Source organism: Microbacterium indicum DSM 19969 (assembly GCF_000422385.1).
Classification (GTDB): domain Bacteria; phylum Actinomycetota; class Actinomycetes; order Actinomycetales; family Microbacteriaceae; genus Microbacterium; species Microbacterium indicum.
Window position 1 is genome coordinate 139,045 of the sequence record NZ_AULR01000005.1, and the last position, 19,307, is coordinate 158,351.

Genomic DNA, 19,307 nt, shown 5'->3' on the forward strand with positions numbered 1-19,307 from the left:
GCGCTATGCCCCCGGAGCCCATCGCCCGCACCGACGCCGGGGCGGTGCGCGGCGCCTGGCGCGGCGGCTGCGCCGTCTTCCTCGGGATCCCCTACGCCGAGCCGCCGACGGGCGAGCGCGCCTTCCTCGCCCCCGTGCCCCACGCCGCGTGGGACGGGGTGCGCGACGCGACGGCGCCGGGCGCGACGCCGCAGCGGGGCGCCCCGGGCGAGACGATCATCCCCGAGCCGAGCGTTCCCGGATCCTCGACGCTCAACGTCAACGTCTTCACGCCCGATCCCTCGCCGGGCGCGGGCCTGCCCGTGCTCGTGTACATCCACGGCGGCGCCTACACCTCGGGGTCGATCGCGAGCCCCTGGTACGACGGGTCCGCCTTCGCGCGCGACGGCGTCGTGACGGTCGTCCTCTCGTACCGGATCGCGTTCCGCGGGTTCGCGGGCGTGCGGGGGCCTGATCCGCACAACCGCGCGGTGCTCGACTGGCTGCTCGCGCTCGAGTGGGTGCAGCGCAACGCGCGCGCGTTCGGCGGCGATCCGCAGCGGGTCACGCTCGCGGGGCAGTCGGCGGGGGCGGGCGCCGTCCTCACGCTGCTCGCGATACCGCGCGCGCAGCACCTCTTCCGCGCCGCCTGGGCGATGTCGCCGACCCTCTCGCTGCTGTCGGCCGACGCCGCGACGCGGCTCGGCGACGCGATCGCCGCGGGGGCCGGATCCGAGAACACCCCCGCGGCCCTCGCCGCGCTCCCTCGCGGGGCCCTCGCCGCGTCGGAGCGCGATCACCTCGCGAACCGCACCTCGATCGCGGCGCTCCGCGCGATGCTCGACCGGGGCCTCCGCATCGGGCCCGTCGTCGACGGCGAGATCATCGACCGCCCGACGATGGCAGGGCTCCGCGGCGGGATCGGGCGCGACAAGCCCCTCGTCGTCGGCACGACGGACGACGAGTTCACGATGGCGCTCGACCCGTTCGCGGCGGTGCTCGACTGGATCCCGTCCGTCCCGCTGCTGCGCCTCCTCGGGCTGCGGGGCCGCGCGTGGCTGCGCGCGAACCGCCGCCCGACCGCGGCCCGGCTCGGCCGGTACGCGAGCGACATGCTGTTCCGGCGGCACGTGCCCGAGATCGCCGACGCGCACGGCCCCGCGACGAGCGTCTACCGCTTCGCCTGGCCCTCCCCGACGATGCGCTGGGCGCTGCACTGCCTCGACGTGCCGTTCTTCTTCGACGCCCTGGGCGCGCCCGGCGTCGCGCGCGTGGCCGGCGCGCACCCGCCGCAGGCGCTCGCCGACGAGATCCACGGCGCCGCCGTGCGCTTCGTCACGACGGGCGAGGCGCCCTGGGATCCGTGGCCCCGCACCCGCGTCCTCGGCCGGCGCTCCCGCACCGTCGACGACGGATACGCGTCGGTCGCGGGGCTCGGGGGCGCGTGAAGCCTCGCGCTACCGGATGACGATCGCGTGCGGCATGCGCTTCTGCATGACCTCGATCGCGCGGGCGTTGCCGTCGACGAGGACGGCCTGGCGGCCCATCCGCGACGCGACGGCGCCCGTCGTGCCGGATCCGGCGAAGAAGTCGAGCACGCGGTCGCCGGGGCGGGTCGACGCCTGGATCATGCGGCGCAGGATCCCCTCGGGCTTCTGCGTCGGGTAGCCCGTGCGCTCGGGGCCCGAGGTCGGCACGATCGTGTGCCACCACACGTCGGTCGGCAGCTTGCCGCGGGCGGCCTTCTCGGCGTCGACGAGGCCCGGCGCCATGTACGGCTCGCGGTCGATCGCGTCGGAGTCGAAGAAGTACCCGTCGGGGTCCTTCACGTACACGAGGATCGTGTCGTGCTTCGTGGGCCAGCGGCTGCGGCTCTTGGCCCCGTAGTCGTAGGCCCAGATCAGCTCGTTGAGGAAGCTGTCGCGCCCGAAGACGGCGTCGAGCATGACCTTCGCGTAGTGCGCCTCGCGGTAGTCGAGGTGCAGGTAGAGCGTCCCGTCGTCGGCGAGCAGCCGCCACGCCTCGACGAGCCGCGGCTCGAGGAACGCCCAGTAGTCGTCAAAGCGGTCGTCGAAGGTCGTGAGGGTCTGGCGGATCCGCTCGTACCTCCGCCCGTGGAACCCGTTCCAGACGGGGTTCTCGGTCGCGTTGAGGAACTCGTCGCCGAAGAGCGCGTCGCCCGCCTCGGGCTCGACGTCGTCCACGTGCACGGCGTCGGGCGCGTGGGTCGCCCGCTGCGTCGCGTGCTGGCGCCGGCGGCCCGTGTTGAAGGGCGGATCCAGGTAGATCATCGTGAAGGCGCCGTCCGGGAGATCCCGGATCACCTCGAGGTTGTCGCCGTGGTGGATCGCGACGGGCGCGGCCGCGCTCAGCCCCTTGCCCGGGGCGCTGTCGGCGGCGCTCACGGAACGCGGTGCAGCCACGCGTCGGTCGAGAACTTCGTGCGCACGAGCTCCTCGGCCGCCGCGTACTCCTCGTCGGTGATGCTCGCCCGCTCGGCGCCCGTGAGGCCCTGGAACACCTCGATGAAGCGGTCGAGGATCGCGCGGCGCTCCATGCCCGTCTGGCTGCGGATCGGGTCCACCCGCTTGGCGGCGCTCGTCGTGCCCTTGTCGCTGAGCTTCTCGCGGCCGATGCGCAGGACCTCGCTCATGACCTGGCCGTCGATGTCGTAGCTGAGGGTCGCGTGGTGCAGGACGCCGCCGTTCGCGAGGCGCTTCTGCGCGGCGCCGCCGATCTTGCCCGTGGGGCTCGTGATGTCGTTGAGGCCCTGGTAGGTCGCCTCGATCCCGACGGAGTGCAGCGCCTGGAGGACCCAGTCGTCGAGGAACGCGTAGGAGTCGGCGAAGGTCAGGCCCGCGACGAGCGAGGCGGGGACGTAGAGCGAGTAGGTGATGATCTGGCCGGCGCCCATGAGCATCGCGCCGCCGCCCGAGATCCGGCGCACGACGTCGAAGCCGTGCTTCGCGGCGCCCTCGGGGTCGACCTCGTTGCGGAACGACTGGAAGGATCCGATCACGACGGCCGAGCGGTCCCACTCCCAGATGCGCAGGGTCGGCTGGCGGAGGCCGGCGCCGACGCGCTCGGTGAGGACCTCGTCGAGCGCGAGGTTCATGAGGGGGCTGACGGCGGGGTCGTCGACGACCTGCCACGCGAAGTCGCCCCAGGACGACGCCCGCTGCAGGGCGCGGCGCACGGCGGTGCCGACGGACTCGGGGGTGAAGCCGAGCAGCTGGGCGCCGTCGGGGAGGGCCGAGCGGATCGCGGCCGCGATCTCGCCGACCTCCGAGGTGTCCGGCATGCCGTTCACGGCGGCGTCGATGTCGGCCAGCGCGTCGTCGGGCTCGAGGAAGAAGTCGCCCGCGAGGGCGAAGTCGCGGATCCGCCCGTCCTGGACCTCGAGGTCGACGACCACGAGCTTGCCGCCCGGAACCTTGTACTCGCCGTGCATGCCTCCAGCTTAGGCGCCGCCAACTCTCCATTTCTCCGTGTTTTCCCCCGCTCTCGCGTGGGGAAAACACGGAGAAATGGAGAGTTACGGGCGCTCGATGATCTCGTTGGGCGTCGTGAGGACGTCGATGGGGCGGGTCGCCGTGATCTCGAAGCCGCCCGTGTCGCGGCGGTGGAGGCGGCCCGATCCGATGAGCCAGGCGAGGCCGATCGCGCCCGCGACGAGGCACGCGATCCCGCCGACGACGAGCGCCGAGCGCGGGCCCCACGCGTCGGAGACGGCGCCGATCAGCGGCGCCCCGACGGGGGTCGAGCCCATGATGACCGCCATGTACAGCGCCAGCACGCGCCCGCGCAGGGCCGGCGTCGTCGTCGTCTGCACGAAGCCGTTCGCCGTCGTCATCATCGAGACGCTCGCGAAGCCCACCGCGACGCACAGCAGCGCGTAGGTCAGGTAGGTCGGCATGAGCGACGAGACGACGAGCGCCGCCCCGAACCCGCCGGCCGCGAGGATCACGACCCGCAGCTTCGCCCTGTCGCGCCGCGCCGCGAGCAGCGCGCCGGCGAGCGATCCGACCGCGAGCGACGAGCTGAGGAGCCCGTACCCGTCGGCGTCGCGCCCGAACTCGACGGCCATCGTCGACGCGAAGATCGGGAAGTTCAGCCCGAACGCGCCCACGAGGAACGCGATCGCGAAGGTCACGAGCAGATCCGGCCGCCGCAGCACGTAGCGGAACCCGCCCACGAGCGATCCCGCGCCCTTCTTCGGCCGCCCTCCCCCGTGGATCTCGCCGCGGCGCATGAGGAGGAGCGCCGACAGCATCGCCGCGAACGTCGCCGCGTTGACGACGAACACCCAGCCGCTGCCGATCACGATGAGCAGGAGGGATCCGATCGCCGGCCCGAGCAGCCGCGCCATGTTGAACGACGCCGAGTTGAGCGCGACGGCGTTCGACGCCTGGTCGCGGCCCACGATGTCGCTCACGAAGGCCTGACGCGCGGGGCTGTCGAACGCGTTGGCGACGCCGAAGAGCGCCGCGAACGTCAGCATGAGGGGCAGCGTCATGACCCCCGAGATGAGGAGGGATCCGACGACGAGCGAGATGACCCCGAGCGACGTCTGCGTGACGAGCAGCAGCTTGCGCCTGTCGAAGCGGTCGGCGACCCATCCCGTCACGCCCACGAGCAGCAGCGGCGGCCCGAACTGGAACGCCATCGTGACCCCGACGGCGGTCGCGTCGTGGTCCGTGAGCTCGGTCAGGACGACCCAGTCCTGCGCCGTCGCCTGCATCCACGCCCCGACGTTCGAGACGAGCGCGCCGAGGAACCAGAGGCGGTAGTTGAAGATCCCCAGCGACCGGAACATCGACTTCATCGGTGCACCTCGCGGAGGATGATGCGGGCGGCGGCGCCGAGCGTCGCGCGGTCGTCGTCGTCGAGGGCGTCGAGCAGCCCCTGGAGCCACCCGTCGCGCCGCCGCAGCGTCTCGAGCACGACCTCGGATCCCTCGGGCGCGATCGCGATGATCACCTTGCGCCGGTCGGTCTCGTCGGCGACGCGCGTGACGTAGCCGGCCTCCTCGAGCGAGTTCACGGTGCGGTTCATCGACGGCGCCGTGACGCCGTCGCGCTCGGCGAGCGCCGTGAGCGTGTGCGGGCCGTGGAGGTGGACGTTGACGAGGACCGCGAACTGCGCGTCGGTCATCGACGCGATCGAGCGGTTCTGGCGGATCCTGCGGGCGAGTCGCAGCGTCGCGGCGCGCAGGTCGGATGCTTCGGGGGAGATCTCGGAGGTCATGTGATTATTTAGCTTAGCTAATTAGTTTTGCGAAGCAAGTCTGTCCGTAGGCTGGTGCCATGCCTTCGTACGTCGACAGCTACGGCATCGAGATCTTCTACGACCTGTACGAGCCCGAGGGGGAGCCCCGCGGCATCGTCCAGATCGTGCACGGCGTCAGCGAGCACGCGGGCCGCTACACCGCCCTCGCCGACGCCCTCACGGCCGACGGGTGGGTCGTCTACGCCGATGACCACCGCGGCCACGGCCGCACGGGCATCGGCCAGTGGGGCACCCTCGCGAAGCGCCGCCGGCTCGGCCCGGGCGGGCACCGCGCCGCCGAGGACGCCGTGTGGCAGCTGACTCAGATCGCCCGCGCCGCGCACCCCCGCGTGCCGCTCGTGATCATCGGCCATTCGTGGGGCTCGTTCCTCACGCAGATGCTCGTAAACGACCACTCGAGCGCGTTCGACGGGGCCGTGCTGATCGGATCCGCGTACCGGGTCCCCGGATCCCTCAACACGGGCGACCTCAACGCGCCGTGGAAGGGCCCGCACTCGCGCGGCAACGAGTGGATCAGCGAGGATCCCGCCGTCCGCCAGGCCGCGCACGACGACCCGCTCACGACGCAGATGCCGCTCGCGCAGGCGTTCGGCCTCGCGAACGCCGCGCGGCTCTTCGGCCGCCCGGCCCGCGGCCTCAGGGACCTGCCGATCCTCCTGCAGGTCGGCCGCGACGACACCGTCGGAGGGCCGCGATCGGTGGAGCGCCTCGCCGCGGCGTACCGCACGCGATCGGGCCTCTCCGACGTCACGACCCGCGTCTACGACGGGCGCCACGAGATCCTGAACGACCCCGTCCAGGACCGCGTGCGCGCCGACATCCTCGCCTGGCTCGACGAGCGCTGGGGCCGCTGATCCCCTACCCGGCGAGCTCCGCGTCGAGCGCGTAGTCGTCGGGGTCGTACGGCGCGTCGGCCCCGTACGTCCGAGCGCCGACGGCCGACGGATCCCACGGCATCTCGCCCGTCCGGATGAAGCCGACCCAGTCGGCGTGCATCTCGTCGGCGAGCGCCTGGGGCGCGTCGCCGAGCACGCGGTCGACGCCGTCGGCGGCGAGGACGTCCCACGCGAACGGCACGTCGAGGCAGTGCGCCGCCGCGCCGTCGACGGGCGAGTGGTGCGCGAAGTCGAACAGCCAGGTGCGCTCGGCCGCCCCATGCGCGGATCTCAGCGCGGCGTTCCGCGCGAGCGGGGCACGGAAGACCTGCGAGATGGCGAGCTGCGCCTGCGCGAACCGCTCGCCGAGCACGCCGACCTCGACGAGGTATCTCTCCATCCCCGCCTCGCTGACGCCCGCCGATCGCAGCGCCGCGAGCACGTCGTCGAGGGGCGTCGGCGACGGGAACGCGAACTCGTTGCGCGTCGTCCCCATGACGAGGGGGACGTCGGCCGCCGCGCCCGCGGCGAAGGCCAGCCGCGGCGACACGACGGTCTCGCCGTCGTCGACGGGCGCCCACAGGAGGCCCAGCGCGGGCTCGGGCGCGCGGATCGCCTCGACGAGGTCTGCGGGCGACGCGTCGAACTCGATCGACCCGGGGGTGTGATTGAACTCGCGCTCGCGGTCGAGGACCTGGTCCTCGGTCAGCGAGCGCCATCCGGCGAGGGTCGGCTCGACGCCCATCGCGGCGGCGAACCCGCGCCCTCCCGCCTCAGCGACGGCGAGCGGCACCGCCCCGTCCGCCGCCGAGTGCGCGATGACGCCGTGCATGAGCCCCGCGGCCCGCGGCGACGCGAGGAGCGTCAAGACGCTTCCGCCTCCCGCTGACTGCCCCGCGATCGTGACGCGCGACGGGTCCCCGCCGAAGCCCGCGATGTTGTCGCGGATCCACTCGAGGGCGGCGATCTGGTCGAGCACGCCGCGGTTGAGGGGCGCGTCCTCGATCCAGCCGAAGCCGTCGAAGCCGAGGCGGTACGAGATCACGACCGTCACGACGCCGTCGCGGGCGAACGCGGATCCGTCGTACCAGGGGCTCGCGGGCGAGCCGGCGAAGTACCCGCCGCCGTGGACCCACACGAAGACGGGCAGGCCCGCGTCGGGCGAGGCAGACGGCGTGAAGACCGTGAGCGAGAGCGTGTCGTCGCCGGGGATCGACGGCTCGGGGATCGTCGTCAGGAAGTCGCCGAAGGGCCGGCGCTGCGGCGTCGCGCCGTAGCGATCGCACGCGCGCACCCCCTCCCACGGCTCGGGCGGCCGCGGCGCCTGGAAGCGCAGCTCGCCGACGGGCGGCGCGGCGAAGGGGATCGAGAAGAACGCGGATCCGTGGGGATGCGGAACCCCCGACACCCGACCCGCGGTGGTCTGGACGATGGGATGCGTGGTCATGCCCCGATCCTGGCAGGCACGAAACCGCCCATGGACTTCCGAACACGTTCGGAATAAGCTGGGGCGATGACCCTGGTGAACGATCCCACGAGCACCACCCGCCGTTCCTCCGACCTCAGCAAGCGGCCCGCCGAGGTGTTCGCCGAGGCCGAGGACCACCCCGTCCGGGTGACCCGCCGCGACGGCGAGCCGCTCGTGCTCATGTCCCAGCGCGAAGCCGATGCCCGCGCCCGGCTGCTCGAGCTCGCGGCGCAGCTCATCACGGTGTCGATCGACGACGAAGGGCCGCTCGTGCGGCGCATGGCGCGCATGTTCCCCTGGATCCTGGCGCTGTCCCCGAACGACCAGGAGACCTGCGCACAGGATCTCGTCGACGCGGCCCGCGCATCCTTCGCGACACACCAACCCCATCTCGCGCTCGCGGAGCTCACCTCGTGGCAGGAGACGGCGGCCGCCCTCGCCGCAGGGCTCTCCGGCCACTCGGTCGACTGGATCCTCCTCGACGAGCCCGTCGAGCGTCCCTGACCGATGGGGAAGGGCGACGTCGTCCCGCGACCGACGAAGAAGGCCGAATTCGAGATCCGCTTCGCCACGTCATCGGCGCGGCGGGGCTGGACCGGCCTCGCCGCGACGATCCGCAACGCCCTCGCCGACAGCTGGGACTTCCTCACCCGCACTCCGCTGGAACGAACACCGACGAACTACCCGCTTCGAGGCGACCTGGGAACGATCCGTCGAGACGGCGCGACGTTCGACCGGTGGCAGCACAAGCCGACCCTGCTGGGCGACGCCCGCATCTGGTTCTACGTCTCGGGCCGGGCCGTCCTCCTCGAGCAGGTGCACACGCGACACCCGAACCAGACGAAGTGACGCACCGCTGTCGGCGAGCGCGCGCCCGGAGTAGCGTCGCGCTCATCGCTCCGGCAAAAGTTCTGATGAAGTTCACTCGGGATCGGGCGCACACCGCCTCGCGACCGATGCCCCGACGGTAGCGTCGACAGGAAGTTCGAAGGAGATATTGCGTGAGGATCATCGTCTTCGGCGGGGACGGCTTCTGCGGCTGGCCCGCCTCCCTCCACCTGTCCGACCTCGGCCACGAAGTGATGATCGCGGACAATCTGTCGCGACGCGCGATCGATGAGGAGCTCGGGGCCGAGTCGCTCACCCCCATCGCCTCGATCGCGGATCGCCTCGCCGCCTGGCGCGAGGTGTCGGGCCGCGAGATCGCCTTCCGCGACGTCGACCTCGCGGCCGACTACGACGCGCTCCTCACGGCGCTCGAGGAGTTCCGCCCCGATGCCGTCGTGCACTTCGCCGAGCAGCGCGCCGCCCCGTACTCGATGAAGGACGCGGGCCACAAGCGCTACACGGTCGACAACAACGTGCGCGCGACGCACAACCTCCTCGCCGCGATCGTCGAGTCGGGCCTCGACGTGCACGTGGTGCACCTCGGCACCATGGGCGTCTACGGCTACGGAACCGCGGGCATGCAGATCCCCGAGGGCTACCTCGACGTGCAGGTCACGACGCCGGACGGCGAGACGATCGACCAGCAGATCCTGTACCCCTCGAACCCCGGATCCGTCTACCACATGACGAAGGTCCTCGATCAGCACCTCTTCGCCTTCTACGCGAAGAATGACCGGCTGCGCGTGACCGACCTGCACCAGGGGATCATCTGGGGCACGAACACGACCCAGACCTCGCTCGACGAGCGCCTCGTGAACCGCTTCGACTACGACGGCGACTACGGCACCGTGCTCAACCGCTTCCTCGTCGAGGCGGCCGTCGGCTACCCGCTCACGGTGCACGGCACGGGCGGGCAGACGCGCGCGTTCATCCACATCCAGGACATGGTGCGCTGCGTGCAGATCGCGATCGAGAACCCGCCCGAGGCGGGGGATCGCGTGAAGATCTTCAACCAGATGACCGAGACGCACCGGGTGCGCGACCTCGCGGCGCAGATCGCCGAGATCACGGGGGCCCGCGTCGAGCTGACGCCCAACCCGCGTCAGGAGTCGGCCGAGAACGAGCTGCACGTCGTGAACCGGTCGTTCCTCGACCTCGGCCTCGAGCCCACGCGGCTGTCGGAGGGCCTCCTGCGCGAGGTCGAGGAGACGGCGGGCCGCTACCGCGACCGCGTCGACCTCGAGCGGATCCCGTCGCGGTCGCTCTGGACGTCGCGGCAGGCGCCAGGGGTGCCGCCGTCGGCGCCCGTTCCCGTCGCCTGATCGCGGCGCGCGTGCGCATCGCGATCATCACCGAGGTCTTCCTGCCGAAGGTCGACGGGATCGTCACCCGCCTCACGGGCACGCTCACGCAGCTGCGCGAGCTGGGCCACGAGGCGCTCGTGTTCGCGCCGGGGAAGGCGCCGGCCGAGTACGCGGGGCATCGCGTCGTGCGCGTCCCCTCGGTGTCGTTCGGGCGCGTGTACCCGGATCTGCGGGTCGGGTTCCCGGGGCCGCGGCACGCGCGCGAGCTGCACGCGTTCCGCCCCGACGTCGTGCACGTCGTCAACCCCGTGTGGACGGGATCCTTCGGCGCGCTCTACGCCGAGCGCCGGAAGCACCCCATGCTCGGCTCGTTCCACACCGACGTCCCCGCCTACGCGCGGCGGCTCGGGCTCGGGGCGCTCGCGCGGCCGGCCGAGGCGTGGATCCGCCGATCCCACAACCGCGCCTCGGTCAACCTCTGCACCTCGCAGCAGATGATCGAGAAGGCGCGCGGCTTCGGGATCGAGAACCTCGACCTCTGGCCCAAGGCCGTCGACACCGAGCGCTTCACGGCCGCGAACGCGTCGCGGGAGATGCGCGCGCGGCTCACCGATGGGCATCCCGACGCCCCGCTGATCCTCTCGGTCGGGCGGCTGTCGAAGGAGAAGGACCTCGACCTGCTGCGGCACGCGCTCGACCGCGCGCCGCAGGGGACCCGCCTCGCGTTCGTGGGCGACGGGCCCGCGGCGGCGGATCTGCGCGCGCTGTTCCGCGGGACGCCGACCGTGTTCACGGGGCCGCTTCGTGGGCGCGACCTCGACGAGGCGTACGCGAGCGCCGACGTGTTCGCCTTCCCGTCGACGACCGAGACGCTGGGGCTCGTCGCGCTCGAGGCGATGGCGTCGGGGACGCCCGTCGTCGGGGCCGACGCGGGCGGGATCCCGTTCGCCGTCCCCGACGGCGTCGGCGGCCTGCTGGCCCGGCCGCGCGACGCCGCCGACCTGTCGGAGAAGCTCAACCGCGTGCTCACCGACGCGGGCCTGCGATCGCGCCTCGCGGAGGGCGCCCGCGCCGCGACCGAGCCGTTCGGCTGGCGCGCATCGACGGAGGCCCTCGTCGGGTTCTACGAGCGCGCGATCGCAGCGGAGAACGCGAAAACGACCCCTCCGCGCGCTGAGAAGGGTCGTTCGCGCACGCCAGGATCCGCGCCCCGAACGTGAAGTGCGAAAACGGCCCCTCCGCGCGCCGGGAGGAGCCGTTTTCGCGCACCAGGTCAGGCGGCGAGCAGCCCCAGCGTGCGGGGGCGGACGACGAACCAGAGCGCCGCGATGCCGACGACCGCGCAGGCGATCATGATCGACGACATCGAGAGGGGCGTGATCCCTCCTGTCAGTCCCGCGACGACGCCCACGAGCGGCGAGATGAGGCCCGCGACGCCGTTGTTCGCCGCGCCGAGGACCGACGCCGCCGTGCCGGCCGCGTCGGGGTGCCGATCGAGCGCCAGGACCTGCGCGCACGGAAACGTGAAGCCGCACGAGGTCATGAAGAGGAAGAGCGGCACCGCGACGCCGAAGACGCTGTCGGTCACGAGCGCCCCGACCGGGATCAGCGCCGACATCACGAGCAGCGAGACGGTCGACCCCGCGAGCACCCACTGCGGCCCGATGCGGGTCGCGAGGCGCGCCGCGATCTGGTTGCCGATCACGAGCCCGATCGAGTTCGCGGCGAAGAGCATGCCGTACTGGAACGCCGAGAGCCCGTAGGTCGTCTGGAAGAGGAACGACGACGACGAGAGGTACGAGAACAGGCCCGAGAACCCCATGGCGCCGATGATGAGGCAGCCGACGTACACGCGGTCCGAGAAGACGACGCGGTAGCGGTGGCGGACCGAGGTGGTCTGCGCCGTGATCCGATCCGCCTTGGGCCGCGTCTCGGGCAGGCCGAACAGCGCGCACGCGAGGATCACCGCGCCGTAGCAGCACAGCACGATGAAGATCCCGCGCCACGGCATGGCCCCGAGGAGCGCGGATCCGATGAGCGGCGCGATCACGGGCGCGACGCCCGTGACGAGGGCGAGCCGCGAGAGCATGATCGCGAGGCGCTGACCGCCGAACAGGTCGCGCACCATCGCCATCGCGACGACGCCGCCTCCCGCCGCGCCGACGCCCATGAGGACGCGCATGATGCCGAGGGTCACGAGGTCGGGCGCGAAAGCCGCCGCGAGGCACGACACGAGATGCAGCGACGTCGCGATGAGGAGCGGCGTGCGCCGGCCGACGGCGTCGCTCAGCGGGCCGATGATCAGCTGGCCGATCGCGAAGCCCACCATCGTGCCCGTGAGGGTCAGCTGGATCGCCGCGCTCGTCGTGTGGAAGTCGGCCTCCAGCACGGGGAACGCCGGCAGGTACAGGTCGACCGTGAACGGCCCGAGCGCCGTGAGCGCGCCGAGCAGCAGGACGTAGAGCGTGCGGCGGCGCACCGAGAAGCGGTCACCGGGGTGCACCGACGCGCGCTCGCCCGCGGCGTCGCGCACCGCATCGGGCACCGTGATGGTGCCCGTCGGGATCGGGATGAGGCCCGTCGACGTGGGCAGGCGGTGGGTATGTTCGTTCTCGTGCATCACGCGGTCGCCTTCGCTCGTGCTGTTCCGTCGCGCAGCCGTGCGCAACTGGAAAAGTCTATTGGCGTCGGGGCTCGTAGCGCACGGGGGGAAAGGCCCCCGCGACGACCGACCTGAGCGCCTCGAGGTCGCCCGACACAGCCCCCGCGGCGCGGGCCTGGATGAGCAGGTTCCCGATCGCCGTCGCCTCGACGGGCCCCGCCTCGACCGGGATCCCCGATCGGTCGGCCGTGAGCTGGCACAGCAAGGCGTTGAGGGCTCCGCCTCCGACGACGTGGATCGTCTCGACGGGCACGCCCGACAGCGCGCTCGCCGTCGCGACGGCCCCCGCGAAGGCCGCGGCGAGGCTCTCGACGATCGAGCGCGCGAACGCCGCGCGCGACTCCGGGACGGGCCGATCGTGCTCGCGCAGCCAGGCCGCGATGCGCCCCGGCATGTCGCCCGGCGGCAGGAAGACGGGGTCGTTCGCGTCGAAGATCCCCACGGATCCGCGCACCTCGGCCGCCTCGGCGAGGAGGGCCGGGAGGTCGATCCGCTCCCCCGCCCGCTCCCACTCGCGGATCGTCTCGCTGAGCAGCCAGAGGCCCATGACGTTGTGCAGGAAGCGCGTGCGGCCGTCGACGCCGCCCTCGTTGGTGAAGTTCGCCTCGCGCGCCGCGTCCGTGAGGATCGGCCGCTCGGTCTCGACGCCCACGAGCCCCCACGTGCCGCACGAGATGTACGCGGCGCGGTCGGCCCGCATCGGCACGGCCGCGACCGCCGACGCCGTGTCGTGCGATCCGACGGCGACGACGGGGGCGGATCCGCCGACCTCCCGAGCGACGTGCGGCAGGAGCCCGCCGACGCGGTCGCCCGGGTCGACGAGCCGCGGCAGCAGCCCCGCGGGGACGCCGATCCGGCTCAGGAGATCCGCGTCCCACTCGCGCGTCGTCACGTCGAGGAGGCCCGTCGTCGACGCGTTGGTGCGCTCGGCGACCCGCTCCCCCGTGAGCATCCACCCGAAGAGGTCGGGGATGAGGAGGAGCGCGTCGGCGACGTCGAGCATGTCGCCCTCTGTCGCGAGCTGGTAGAGCGTGTTGAACGCGAGGAACTGCAGCCCGTTGCGCGGGTACAGCTCGGCGAACGGCGTGCGCGCGTGCACGAGCCCCGGCCCGCGAGCCGTGCGCTCCTCGTCGCGGTAGTGGAACGGCTCGCCGAGCACCCTGTCGCCCCGCAGCAGGGCGTAGTCGACGGCCCACGAGTCGACCCCGATCGAGGCGATGTCGGGCGCGGCCCGGAACGCCTCGGCGAGGCCGTCGCGGGCGCCCCGGTAGAGCGCCGTGACGTCCCAGTGGAGCCCGCTCGGCGTGCGGACGGGCGCGTTCGGGAACCGCGCGACGGTCTCCATCTCGAGGGATCCGTCGGCGAATCGGCCGACGATCACGCGGCCGCTCGTGGCGCCGAGGTCGATGGCGGCAAGTGCTGTCATGAGGGGTCCTGATGCAGAAGTACGGCAGAACGTGAGGAGGCGGCGGCGGGACCCGCGGGATCGCAGGGCCCGCCGCCGGGCGACCACGGCTCCTGCCGTAGTCGTGCGGGCGCTACCGCAGGAACGCCGCCGCGACGCCCGAGTCGACGGGGATGTGCAGGCCCGTCGTGCGGCTGAGCTCGGGGCCCGTCAGCACGTAGACCGCGTCGGCGACGTTCTCGGGCACGACCTCGCGCCCCAGGATCGTGCGGTTCGCGTAGAACTGGCCGAGGTCCTCCTCCTTGACCCCGTAGGTCGCGGCACGCTGCGCGCCCCAGCCGCCCGCGAAGATCCCGGATCCGCGCACGACGCCGTCGGGGTTGATGCCGTTGACCCGGACGCCGTGCTCGCCGAGCTCGACCGCGAGGAGGCGCACCTGGTGGGCCTGGTCGGCCTTCGTCGCCGAGTACGCGATGTTGTTGGGGCCCGCGAAGACGCTGTTCTTCGACGAGATGTAGATCACGTCGCCGCCCATGCCCTGCTCGATGAGCGGCTTCGCGGCGGCGCGGGCGACGAGGAAGGATCCCTTCGCCATCACGTCGTGCTGCAGATCCCAGTCCTTCTCGGTCGTCTCGAGCAGCGGCTTGGAGAGCGAGAGGCCCGCGTTGTTCACGACGAGGTCGATCCCGCCGAAGGCGAGGAGCGTCTCGTCGATCGCGGCCTGGACGCCCGCGGCGTCGGCGACGTTCGCGGCGACGCCGATCGCGACGTCCGATCCGCCCAGCTCGGCCGCCGCGGCGCGCGCCTTCTCGAGGTCGAGGTCGGCGACGACGACGCAGGCGCCCTCCTTCGCGAGGCGCGTGGCGATCGCCTTGCCGATGCCCGACGCCGCGCCGGTCACGAACGCGATGCGGCCCTGGTGGGTCTTCGGCGCGGGCATGCGCTGGAGCTTGGCCTCCTCGAGCGCCCAGTACTCGATCCGGAACTTCTCCTCGTCGGAGATCGGGGAGTACGTCGAGAGCGCCTCGGCGCCGCGCATGACGCCGATCGCGTTGACGTAGAACTCGCCCGCGACGCGCGCCGTCTGCTTGTTCCGGCCGTAGCTGAACATGCCGACGCCCGGGATCAGGACGATGAGGGGATCCGCGCCGCGCATCGCCGGCGACGCGTCGGTCGCGTAGCGCTCGTAGTACGCGGCGTAGTCGGCGCGGTACTCCTCGTGCAGCTCCTTGAGGCGCGCGACCGACTCCTCGATCGAGGCCGATGCCGGGAGGTCGAGGATCAGCGGCTTGACCTTCGTGCGGAGGAAGTGATCGGGGCAGCTCGTGCCGAGGGCGGCGAGGGCGGGCGCCTTCTCCGACGCGAGGAAGTCGGTCACGGCCTCGGCATCAGTGAAGTGGCCGACCATGGGCGCGTCCTGCGACGCGATGCCGCGGATCGTCGCCGCGAGGGCGGCGGCCTTCGCGCGGCGCTCGGCGGCGGGGAGCGCCTCGAAGCCCGGCCGGACGGCGCCGAAGGGATCCGCGGATCCGCGCTCGGCGATGTACGCGGCGGCGGTCTCGATGATCCAGAGCGAGTTGCGCTCGGTCTCCTCGCTCGTGTCGCCCCACGCCGTGATCCCGTGGCCGCCGAGGATCGTGCCGATCGCCTGCGGGTTCGCGGCCTTGATCGCGGCGATGTCGAGTCCCAACTGGAAGCCGGGGCGGCGCCACGGCACCCACACGACGCGGTCGCCGAAGATCTTCGCCGTGAGCTCCTCGCCGTCGGCGGCGGTCGCGATCGCGATGCCGCTGTCGGGGTGGAGGTGGTCGACGTGCGCGGCGTCGACGAGGCCGTGCATCGCGGTGTCGATCGACGGGGCGGCCCCGCCCTTGCCGTGCAGGCAGAAGTCGAATGCCGCGACCATCTCGTCCTCGCGCTCGATGCCCGGGTACACGTTCGCGAGCGCGCGCATGCGGTCGAGGCGGAGGGCGGCGAGGCCCGACTCCTTCAGCGTCCCGAGGTCGCCGCCGGATCCCTTGACCCACAGCAGCTCGACGGGCTCGCCCGTCACGGGGTCGATCTCGGTGCCCTTCGCCGACGTGTTGCCGCCCGCGTAGTTCGTGTTCTTCGGATCGGCGCCGAGTCGGTTCGAGCGCGCGAGCAGGTCCGTGACCGTCTGGTTCGTCATCTCTTCTTCCTGAGATCAGGCGCCCCAGCTGGCCTGCTGGCCGCCGACGCGCTCCTGTTCGATCTTCTGCTGGTAGCCCGACGCGACGTACGCCGCCATCGGGTCGGCCGGGAAGCCCCGGCTCTCGCGCCACTCGGCGAGCGCGGGGCGCACGTCGGTGTAGAACGCGTCCATGAACACCTGGTTCGCGCCGAGGACGTCGCCGTCGAGCTGCGCCTTCCGCAGCGCCTCGAGGTCGACGAGCAGGGCGCGCGCCGTCATCTCCTGCACGTTGAGGACGGATCGAGTCTGGCCCAGGATCTTGTTCTCGACGTTGTGGCACTGGTCGAGCATGAACGCGACGTCGGGGTTCAGGTATCCGCCTCCGCGGATGACCTCGAAGATGATCCGGAACAGCTGGAACGGGTCGGCCGCGCCCACGATGAGGTCGTCGTCGGCGTAGAAGCGGCTGTTGAAGTCGAACGAGCCGAGCTTCCCGAGCCGCAGCAGCTGCATGACGATGAACTCGATGTTCGTGCCCGGCGCGTGGTGGCCCGTGTCGAGGCACACCATCGCGCGCTCGCCGAGCGCCGAGACCTGCGCGAAGGAGGTTCCCCAGTCGGGGACGTCGGTGTGATAGAACGCGGGCTCGAAGAACTTGTACTCGAGCACGAGGCGCTGATCGTCGCCGAGCGCGTCGTAGATCGTCTGGAGCGAGTCGTGCAGGCGGTCCTGGCGGCCGCGCATGTCGGCCTGGCCCGGGTAGTTGGATCCCTCCGCGAGCCAGATCTTCAGGTCGCGCGACCCCGTCTGGTGCATGACGTCGATGCACGCGAGGTGGTGGTCGATCGCCTTGCGCCGGATCGCCGCGTCCTCGTGCGTCAGGGCGCCGAACTTGTAGTCGTCGTCCTGGAAGGTGTTCGAGTTGATCGTCCCGAGCGAGACGCCCTCGTCCTCGGCGTGCTTCGCGAGATCCCCGAAGTCGGCCATGTCCCACGGGATATGGAGCGCGACGGCGGGGGCGAGGCCCGTGAGCCGGTGCACCTGGGCGGCGTCGGAGATCTTCTCGAACGGGTCGCGCGGGGTGCCGGGGGTGCCGAACACCTTGAAGCGCGTGCCCGAGTTCCCGAACGCCCACGAGGGCAGCTCGATCGACTGGCCCGCGAGCTGGTCGAGGATCTCCTGGCTGAGGATGCTCATGGTCGTGCCTTTCTCTCTCACGCGTCGCCGTCGAGCGCGTGCAGCTGGGTTTCGAGGTGGAAGATCTCGGGGAGCGTTTCGGCGTCCTGATCCGCCCGCCCCTCCTGGTCGACGAAGAAGCGGGCCATCTCGGCCTCCCACCGCGCCGCGACCTCGCTCGCGGCGAGGTACGCCTGCGAGGCCCGGTCGTCGCCGGTCTCGTAGACGCCGATGAGCTCTCCGCCGCCCGCGTGGAATATCGAGTAGCCGCGCCGCCCGGACGCCGCGATCTCGCGCAGCATCTCGGGCCAGATCGGGTCGTGGCGCCGCAGATACTCGTCCAGCAGCTCGGGCCTGACGCGCAGCCGGAAGGCCACCCGCGTCGCGGTGTCGCTCATCATCGAGGCTCCCTCATGTTGAATCGTTTCATTATGACCACACGGACGGGCGATCCGCAAACCCGATCTCCGAAAGCGCGCAGATCCGCTCATCGCCCCGCGCCGAGGGGTCGATACGATCGACGGACGACCTGGGGAGGAGCCGCATGGCTGTCAGCATCCGCGATGTCGCGAACCGAGCGGGCGTCTCCGTCGGAACCGTCTCGAACGTGCTCAACCGGCCGACCGCCGTCGCCGCCGCGACCGTCGAGCGGGTGCGCACCGCGATCGACGACCTCGGCTATGTGCGCAACGACGCCGCGCGGCAGCTTCGGGCGGGCCGCAGCGCGACCGTCGGCCTCATCGTGCTCGACGCCGGCAACCCCTTCTTCGCCGAGGTCGCCCGCGGCGCCGAGGACGAGGCCGCGGCGCAGACCCTCGCTGTTCTGCTGGGCAGCAGCGACGAGCAGGCCGAGCGCGAGACCCGCTACCTCGAGCTCTTCGAGGAGCAGCGCGTGCGCGGGGTGCTGCTCTCGCCGCAGGCCGAGGTGCCCGAGACGGCGTCGCGGCTGCAGGAGCACGGGATTCCCGTCGTCCTCGTCGACCGCCACGCGGCCGGATCCCCCTTCTCGTCCGTCTCGGTCGACGACGAACGCGGCGGCTACCTCGCGACGCGGCACCTGCTGGATCAGGGGCGCCGGCGGATCGCGTTCGTCGGGGGACAGCGCGGGCTGAGCCAGGTCGCCGGGCGACTCGCGGGCGCCAGGCGCGCCGTCGCCGAGGTCGCGGGGGCGACGCTCGAGCCGATCTCGACCGCCCAGCTCACGGTTCTCGCGGGCCGCGAGGCGGGGACGGCGATCGCGGCCCGCGCGGCCGCCGACCGGCCCGACGCGGTCTTCGCGGCGAACGACCTCCTCGCGGTCGGCGTCATGCAGGCGCTCGTGATGCTCGGATCGATCCGGATCCCCGACGACATCGCCCTCGTCGGCTACGACGACATCGACTTCGCGCAGTCGACCGTCGTGCCGCTGACGTCCGTGCGGCAGCCGGCGCGGCTCATCGGATCCACCGCCCTGCGGCTGCTGGGGCAGCTGAGCGACGACCCGGGCCGCGAGCCCGAGCACATCGAGTTCGCCCCCGAGCTCGTGGTGCGCGGCTCGAGCCTCGCCCGGTCGTCCTGAGGGCCAGCGTGGGCTCGGGGATCGGCGCCGCCTCGGTCGCGTGGGGGCCGGATCCGCTCGCGCTCGTCCGGTCGCTCGTCGGCGACCCGGCGGCCGAGATCGCGCACGCCTGCCCGCGGTGCGGATCCGCGGCCCACGGCCGGCCGTTCGTCGCAGGGTCGCCCGTGCCGATCTCGATCAGCTACGCGGACGGTCTCGCGATCGTCGCGGCCGCGCCGGGTGCCCGGGCGGTCGGGATCGACATCGAGCGCGCCGACGACACCCGCGCCGCCGAGCTCGGGCCGCTCTTCGCGCCGGAGGATCCCCCGTCGATCCGCGACTGGACCCGCATCGAGGCGGCCGTGAAGGCCGACGGGCGCGGGCTGCGGATCTCTCCGGCCGCGGTCGTCCTCTCCCCCGGCCGTGCCGAGCTGCCGGGCGGCGTCGAGCTCGCCCTCGCGGACGCCCCCGGCCCGGACGGCTACGTCGCATCCCTCGCGCTCCTGCGCTGAGGTCCGCCCGCTCCGGGTACGCGAACGGTCGCCCGCACCCCGGATCCGCGACCACATGCG

General features: G+C 72.3%; 18 protein-coding genes. 8 read left to right on the forward strand and 10 right to left on the reverse strand.

The window, feature by feature from the left end:
* The first annotated feature begins 5 nt into the window (after nt 1-5).
* Nucleotides 6-1,427 (forward strand): carboxylesterase/lipase family protein, encoded by a 1,422-nt coding sequence (locus H576_RS14880; protein WP_036319940.1) that lies wholly within the window; start codon nt 6-8, stop codon nt 1,425-1,427.
* Between the two features lie 9 nt (nt 1,428-1,436).
* Here H576_RS14880 and H576_RS16700 read toward each other — a convergent pair whose 3' ends face one another.
* From H576_RS16700 to H576_RS0107845, 4 genes are all read right to left on the reverse strand, one after another.
* A complete protein-coding gene (locus H576_RS16700; RefSeq protein WP_245559139.1) occupies nt 1,437-2,384 on the reverse strand; it encodes a DNA-methyltransferase in 948 nt (315 codons plus the stop codon).
* A complete protein-coding gene (gene lplAB, locus H576_RS16705; protein ID WP_029150478.1) occupies nt 2,381-3,430 on the reverse strand; it encodes a lipoate-protein ligase LplAB in 1,050 nt (349 codons plus the stop codon). The genes H576_RS16700 and lplAB overlap by 4 nt, the downstream gene beginning before the upstream one ends.
* An 84-nt stretch (nt 3,431-3,514) precedes the next feature.
* The gene (locus H576_RS14885; protein WP_084502581.1) at nt 3,515-4,795 is read right to left on the reverse strand and encodes an MFS transporter; all 1,281 of its coding nucleotides are present in this window, start codon (nt 4,793-4,795) and stop codon (nt 3,515-3,517) included.
* Nucleotides 4,796-4,800: 5 nt separating this feature from the next.
* Complete coding sequence (locus H576_RS0107845; RefSeq protein ID WP_029150479.1) at nt 4,801-5,226, reverse strand: MarR family winged helix-turn-helix transcriptional regulator; 426 nt, start codon at nt 5,224-5,226, stop codon at nt 4,801-4,803.
* Between the two features lie 59 nt (nt 5,227-5,285).
* Between H576_RS0107845 and H576_RS0107850 the strand changes: the two genes are divergently transcribed.
* A complete protein-coding gene (locus H576_RS0107850) occupies nt 5,286-6,122 on the forward strand; it encodes an alpha/beta fold hydrolase (RefSeq protein WP_029150480.1) in 837 nt (278 codons plus the stop codon).
* 4 nt (nt 6,123-6,126) lie between these two features.
* On the opposite strand, the gene H576_RS0107855 is transcribed toward H576_RS0107850, so the two are convergent.
* Nucleotides 6,127-7,590 carry a carboxylesterase/lipase family protein gene (locus H576_RS0107855; protein WP_029150481.1) on the reverse strand — a complete coding sequence of 488 codons (1,464 nt, stop codon included), beginning with the start codon at nt 7,588-7,590 and terminating at the stop codon, nt 6,127-6,129.
* 66 nt (nt 7,591-7,656) lie between these two features.
* Between H576_RS0107855 and H576_RS0107860 the strand changes: the two genes are divergently transcribed.
* The 4 genes from H576_RS0107860 (at nt 7,657) to H576_RS0107875 (ending at nt 11,023) form a co-directional block, all read left to right on the forward strand.
* Nucleotides 7,657-8,115 (forward strand): prevent-host-death protein, encoded by a 459-nt coding sequence (locus H576_RS0107860; RefSeq protein WP_029150482.1) that lies wholly within the window; start codon nt 7,657-7,659, stop codon nt 8,113-8,115.
* Nucleotides 8,116-8,118: 3 nt separating this feature from the next.
* The gene (locus H576_RS0107865; protein ID WP_029150483.1) at nt 8,119-8,460 is read left to right on the forward strand and encodes a hypothetical protein; all 342 of its coding nucleotides are present in this window, start codon (nt 8,119-8,121) and stop codon (nt 8,458-8,460) included.
* A 152-nt stretch (nt 8,461-8,612) separates the two neighbouring features.
* On the forward strand, nt 8,613-9,821 hold the full coding sequence (locus H576_RS0107870; protein ID WP_029150484.1) for an NAD-dependent epimerase/dehydratase family protein: 1,209 nt from the start codon (nt 8,613-8,615) through the stop codon (nt 9,819-9,821).
* Nucleotides 9,822-9,832: 11 nt separating this feature from the next.
* Nucleotides 9,833-11,023 (forward strand): glycosyltransferase family 4 protein, encoded by a 1,191-nt coding sequence (locus H576_RS0107875; protein ID WP_029150485.1) that lies wholly within the window; start codon nt 9,833-9,835, stop codon nt 11,021-11,023.
* 53 nt (nt 11,024-11,076) lie between these two features.
* Here the strand turns inward: H576_RS0107875 and H576_RS0107880 are convergent, their stop codons facing one another.
* The 5 genes from H576_RS0107880 to H576_RS0107900 all read right to left on the reverse strand — a co-directional run bounded on the left by H576_RS0107880 (nt 11,077) and on the right by H576_RS0107900 (nt 17,596).
* Nucleotides 11,077-12,423, reverse strand: a complete 1,347-nt coding sequence (locus H576_RS0107880) for a multidrug effflux MFS transporter (protein WP_084502571.1) — start codon at nt 12,421-12,423, stop codon at nt 11,077-11,079.
* Nucleotides 12,424-12,481: 58 nt separating this feature from the next.
* Nucleotides 12,482-13,891 (reverse strand): rhamnulokinase, encoded by a 1,410-nt coding sequence (locus tag H576_RS0107885; RefSeq protein WP_029150487.1) that lies wholly within the window; start codon nt 13,889-13,891, stop codon nt 12,482-12,484.
* Between the two features lie 112 nt (nt 13,892-14,003).
* Nucleotides 14,004-16,040: a bifunctional rhamnulose-1-phosphate aldolase/short-chain dehydrogenase gene (locus H576_RS0107890; protein WP_029150488.1), complete on the reverse strand. Its 2,037-nt coding sequence runs from the start codon at nt 16,038-16,040 to the stop codon at nt 14,004-14,006.
* Nucleotides 16,041-16,055: 15 nt separating this feature from the next.
* Nucleotides 16,056-17,219 (reverse strand): L-rhamnose isomerase, encoded by a 1,164-nt coding sequence (rhaI, locus tag H576_RS0107895; protein WP_029150489.1) that lies wholly within the window; start codon nt 17,217-17,219, stop codon nt 16,056-16,058.
* A gap of 17 nt (nt 17,220-17,236) precedes the next feature.
* A complete protein-coding gene (locus H576_RS0107900; RefSeq protein ID WP_342664877.1) occupies nt 17,237-17,596 on the reverse strand; it encodes an L-rhamnose mutarotase in 360 nt (119 codons plus the stop codon).
* Between the two features lie 146 nt (nt 17,597-17,742).
* Here H576_RS0107900 and H576_RS0107905 point away from each other — a divergent pair, with 146 nt between their 5' ends.
* Together H576_RS0107905 and H576_RS16140 are read left to right on the forward strand one after the other, a co-directional pair.
* A complete protein-coding gene (locus tag H576_RS0107905) occupies nt 17,743-18,756 on the forward strand; it encodes a LacI family DNA-binding transcriptional regulator (protein ID WP_029150491.1) in 1,014 nt (337 codons plus the stop codon).
* A gap of 8 nt (nt 18,757-18,764) precedes the next feature.
* A complete protein-coding gene (locus H576_RS16140; RefSeq protein ID WP_051172412.1) occupies nt 18,765-19,247 on the forward strand; it encodes a 4'-phosphopantetheinyl transferase family protein in 483 nt (160 codons plus the stop codon).
* Nucleotides 19,248-19,307 lie beyond the last annotated feature (60 nt).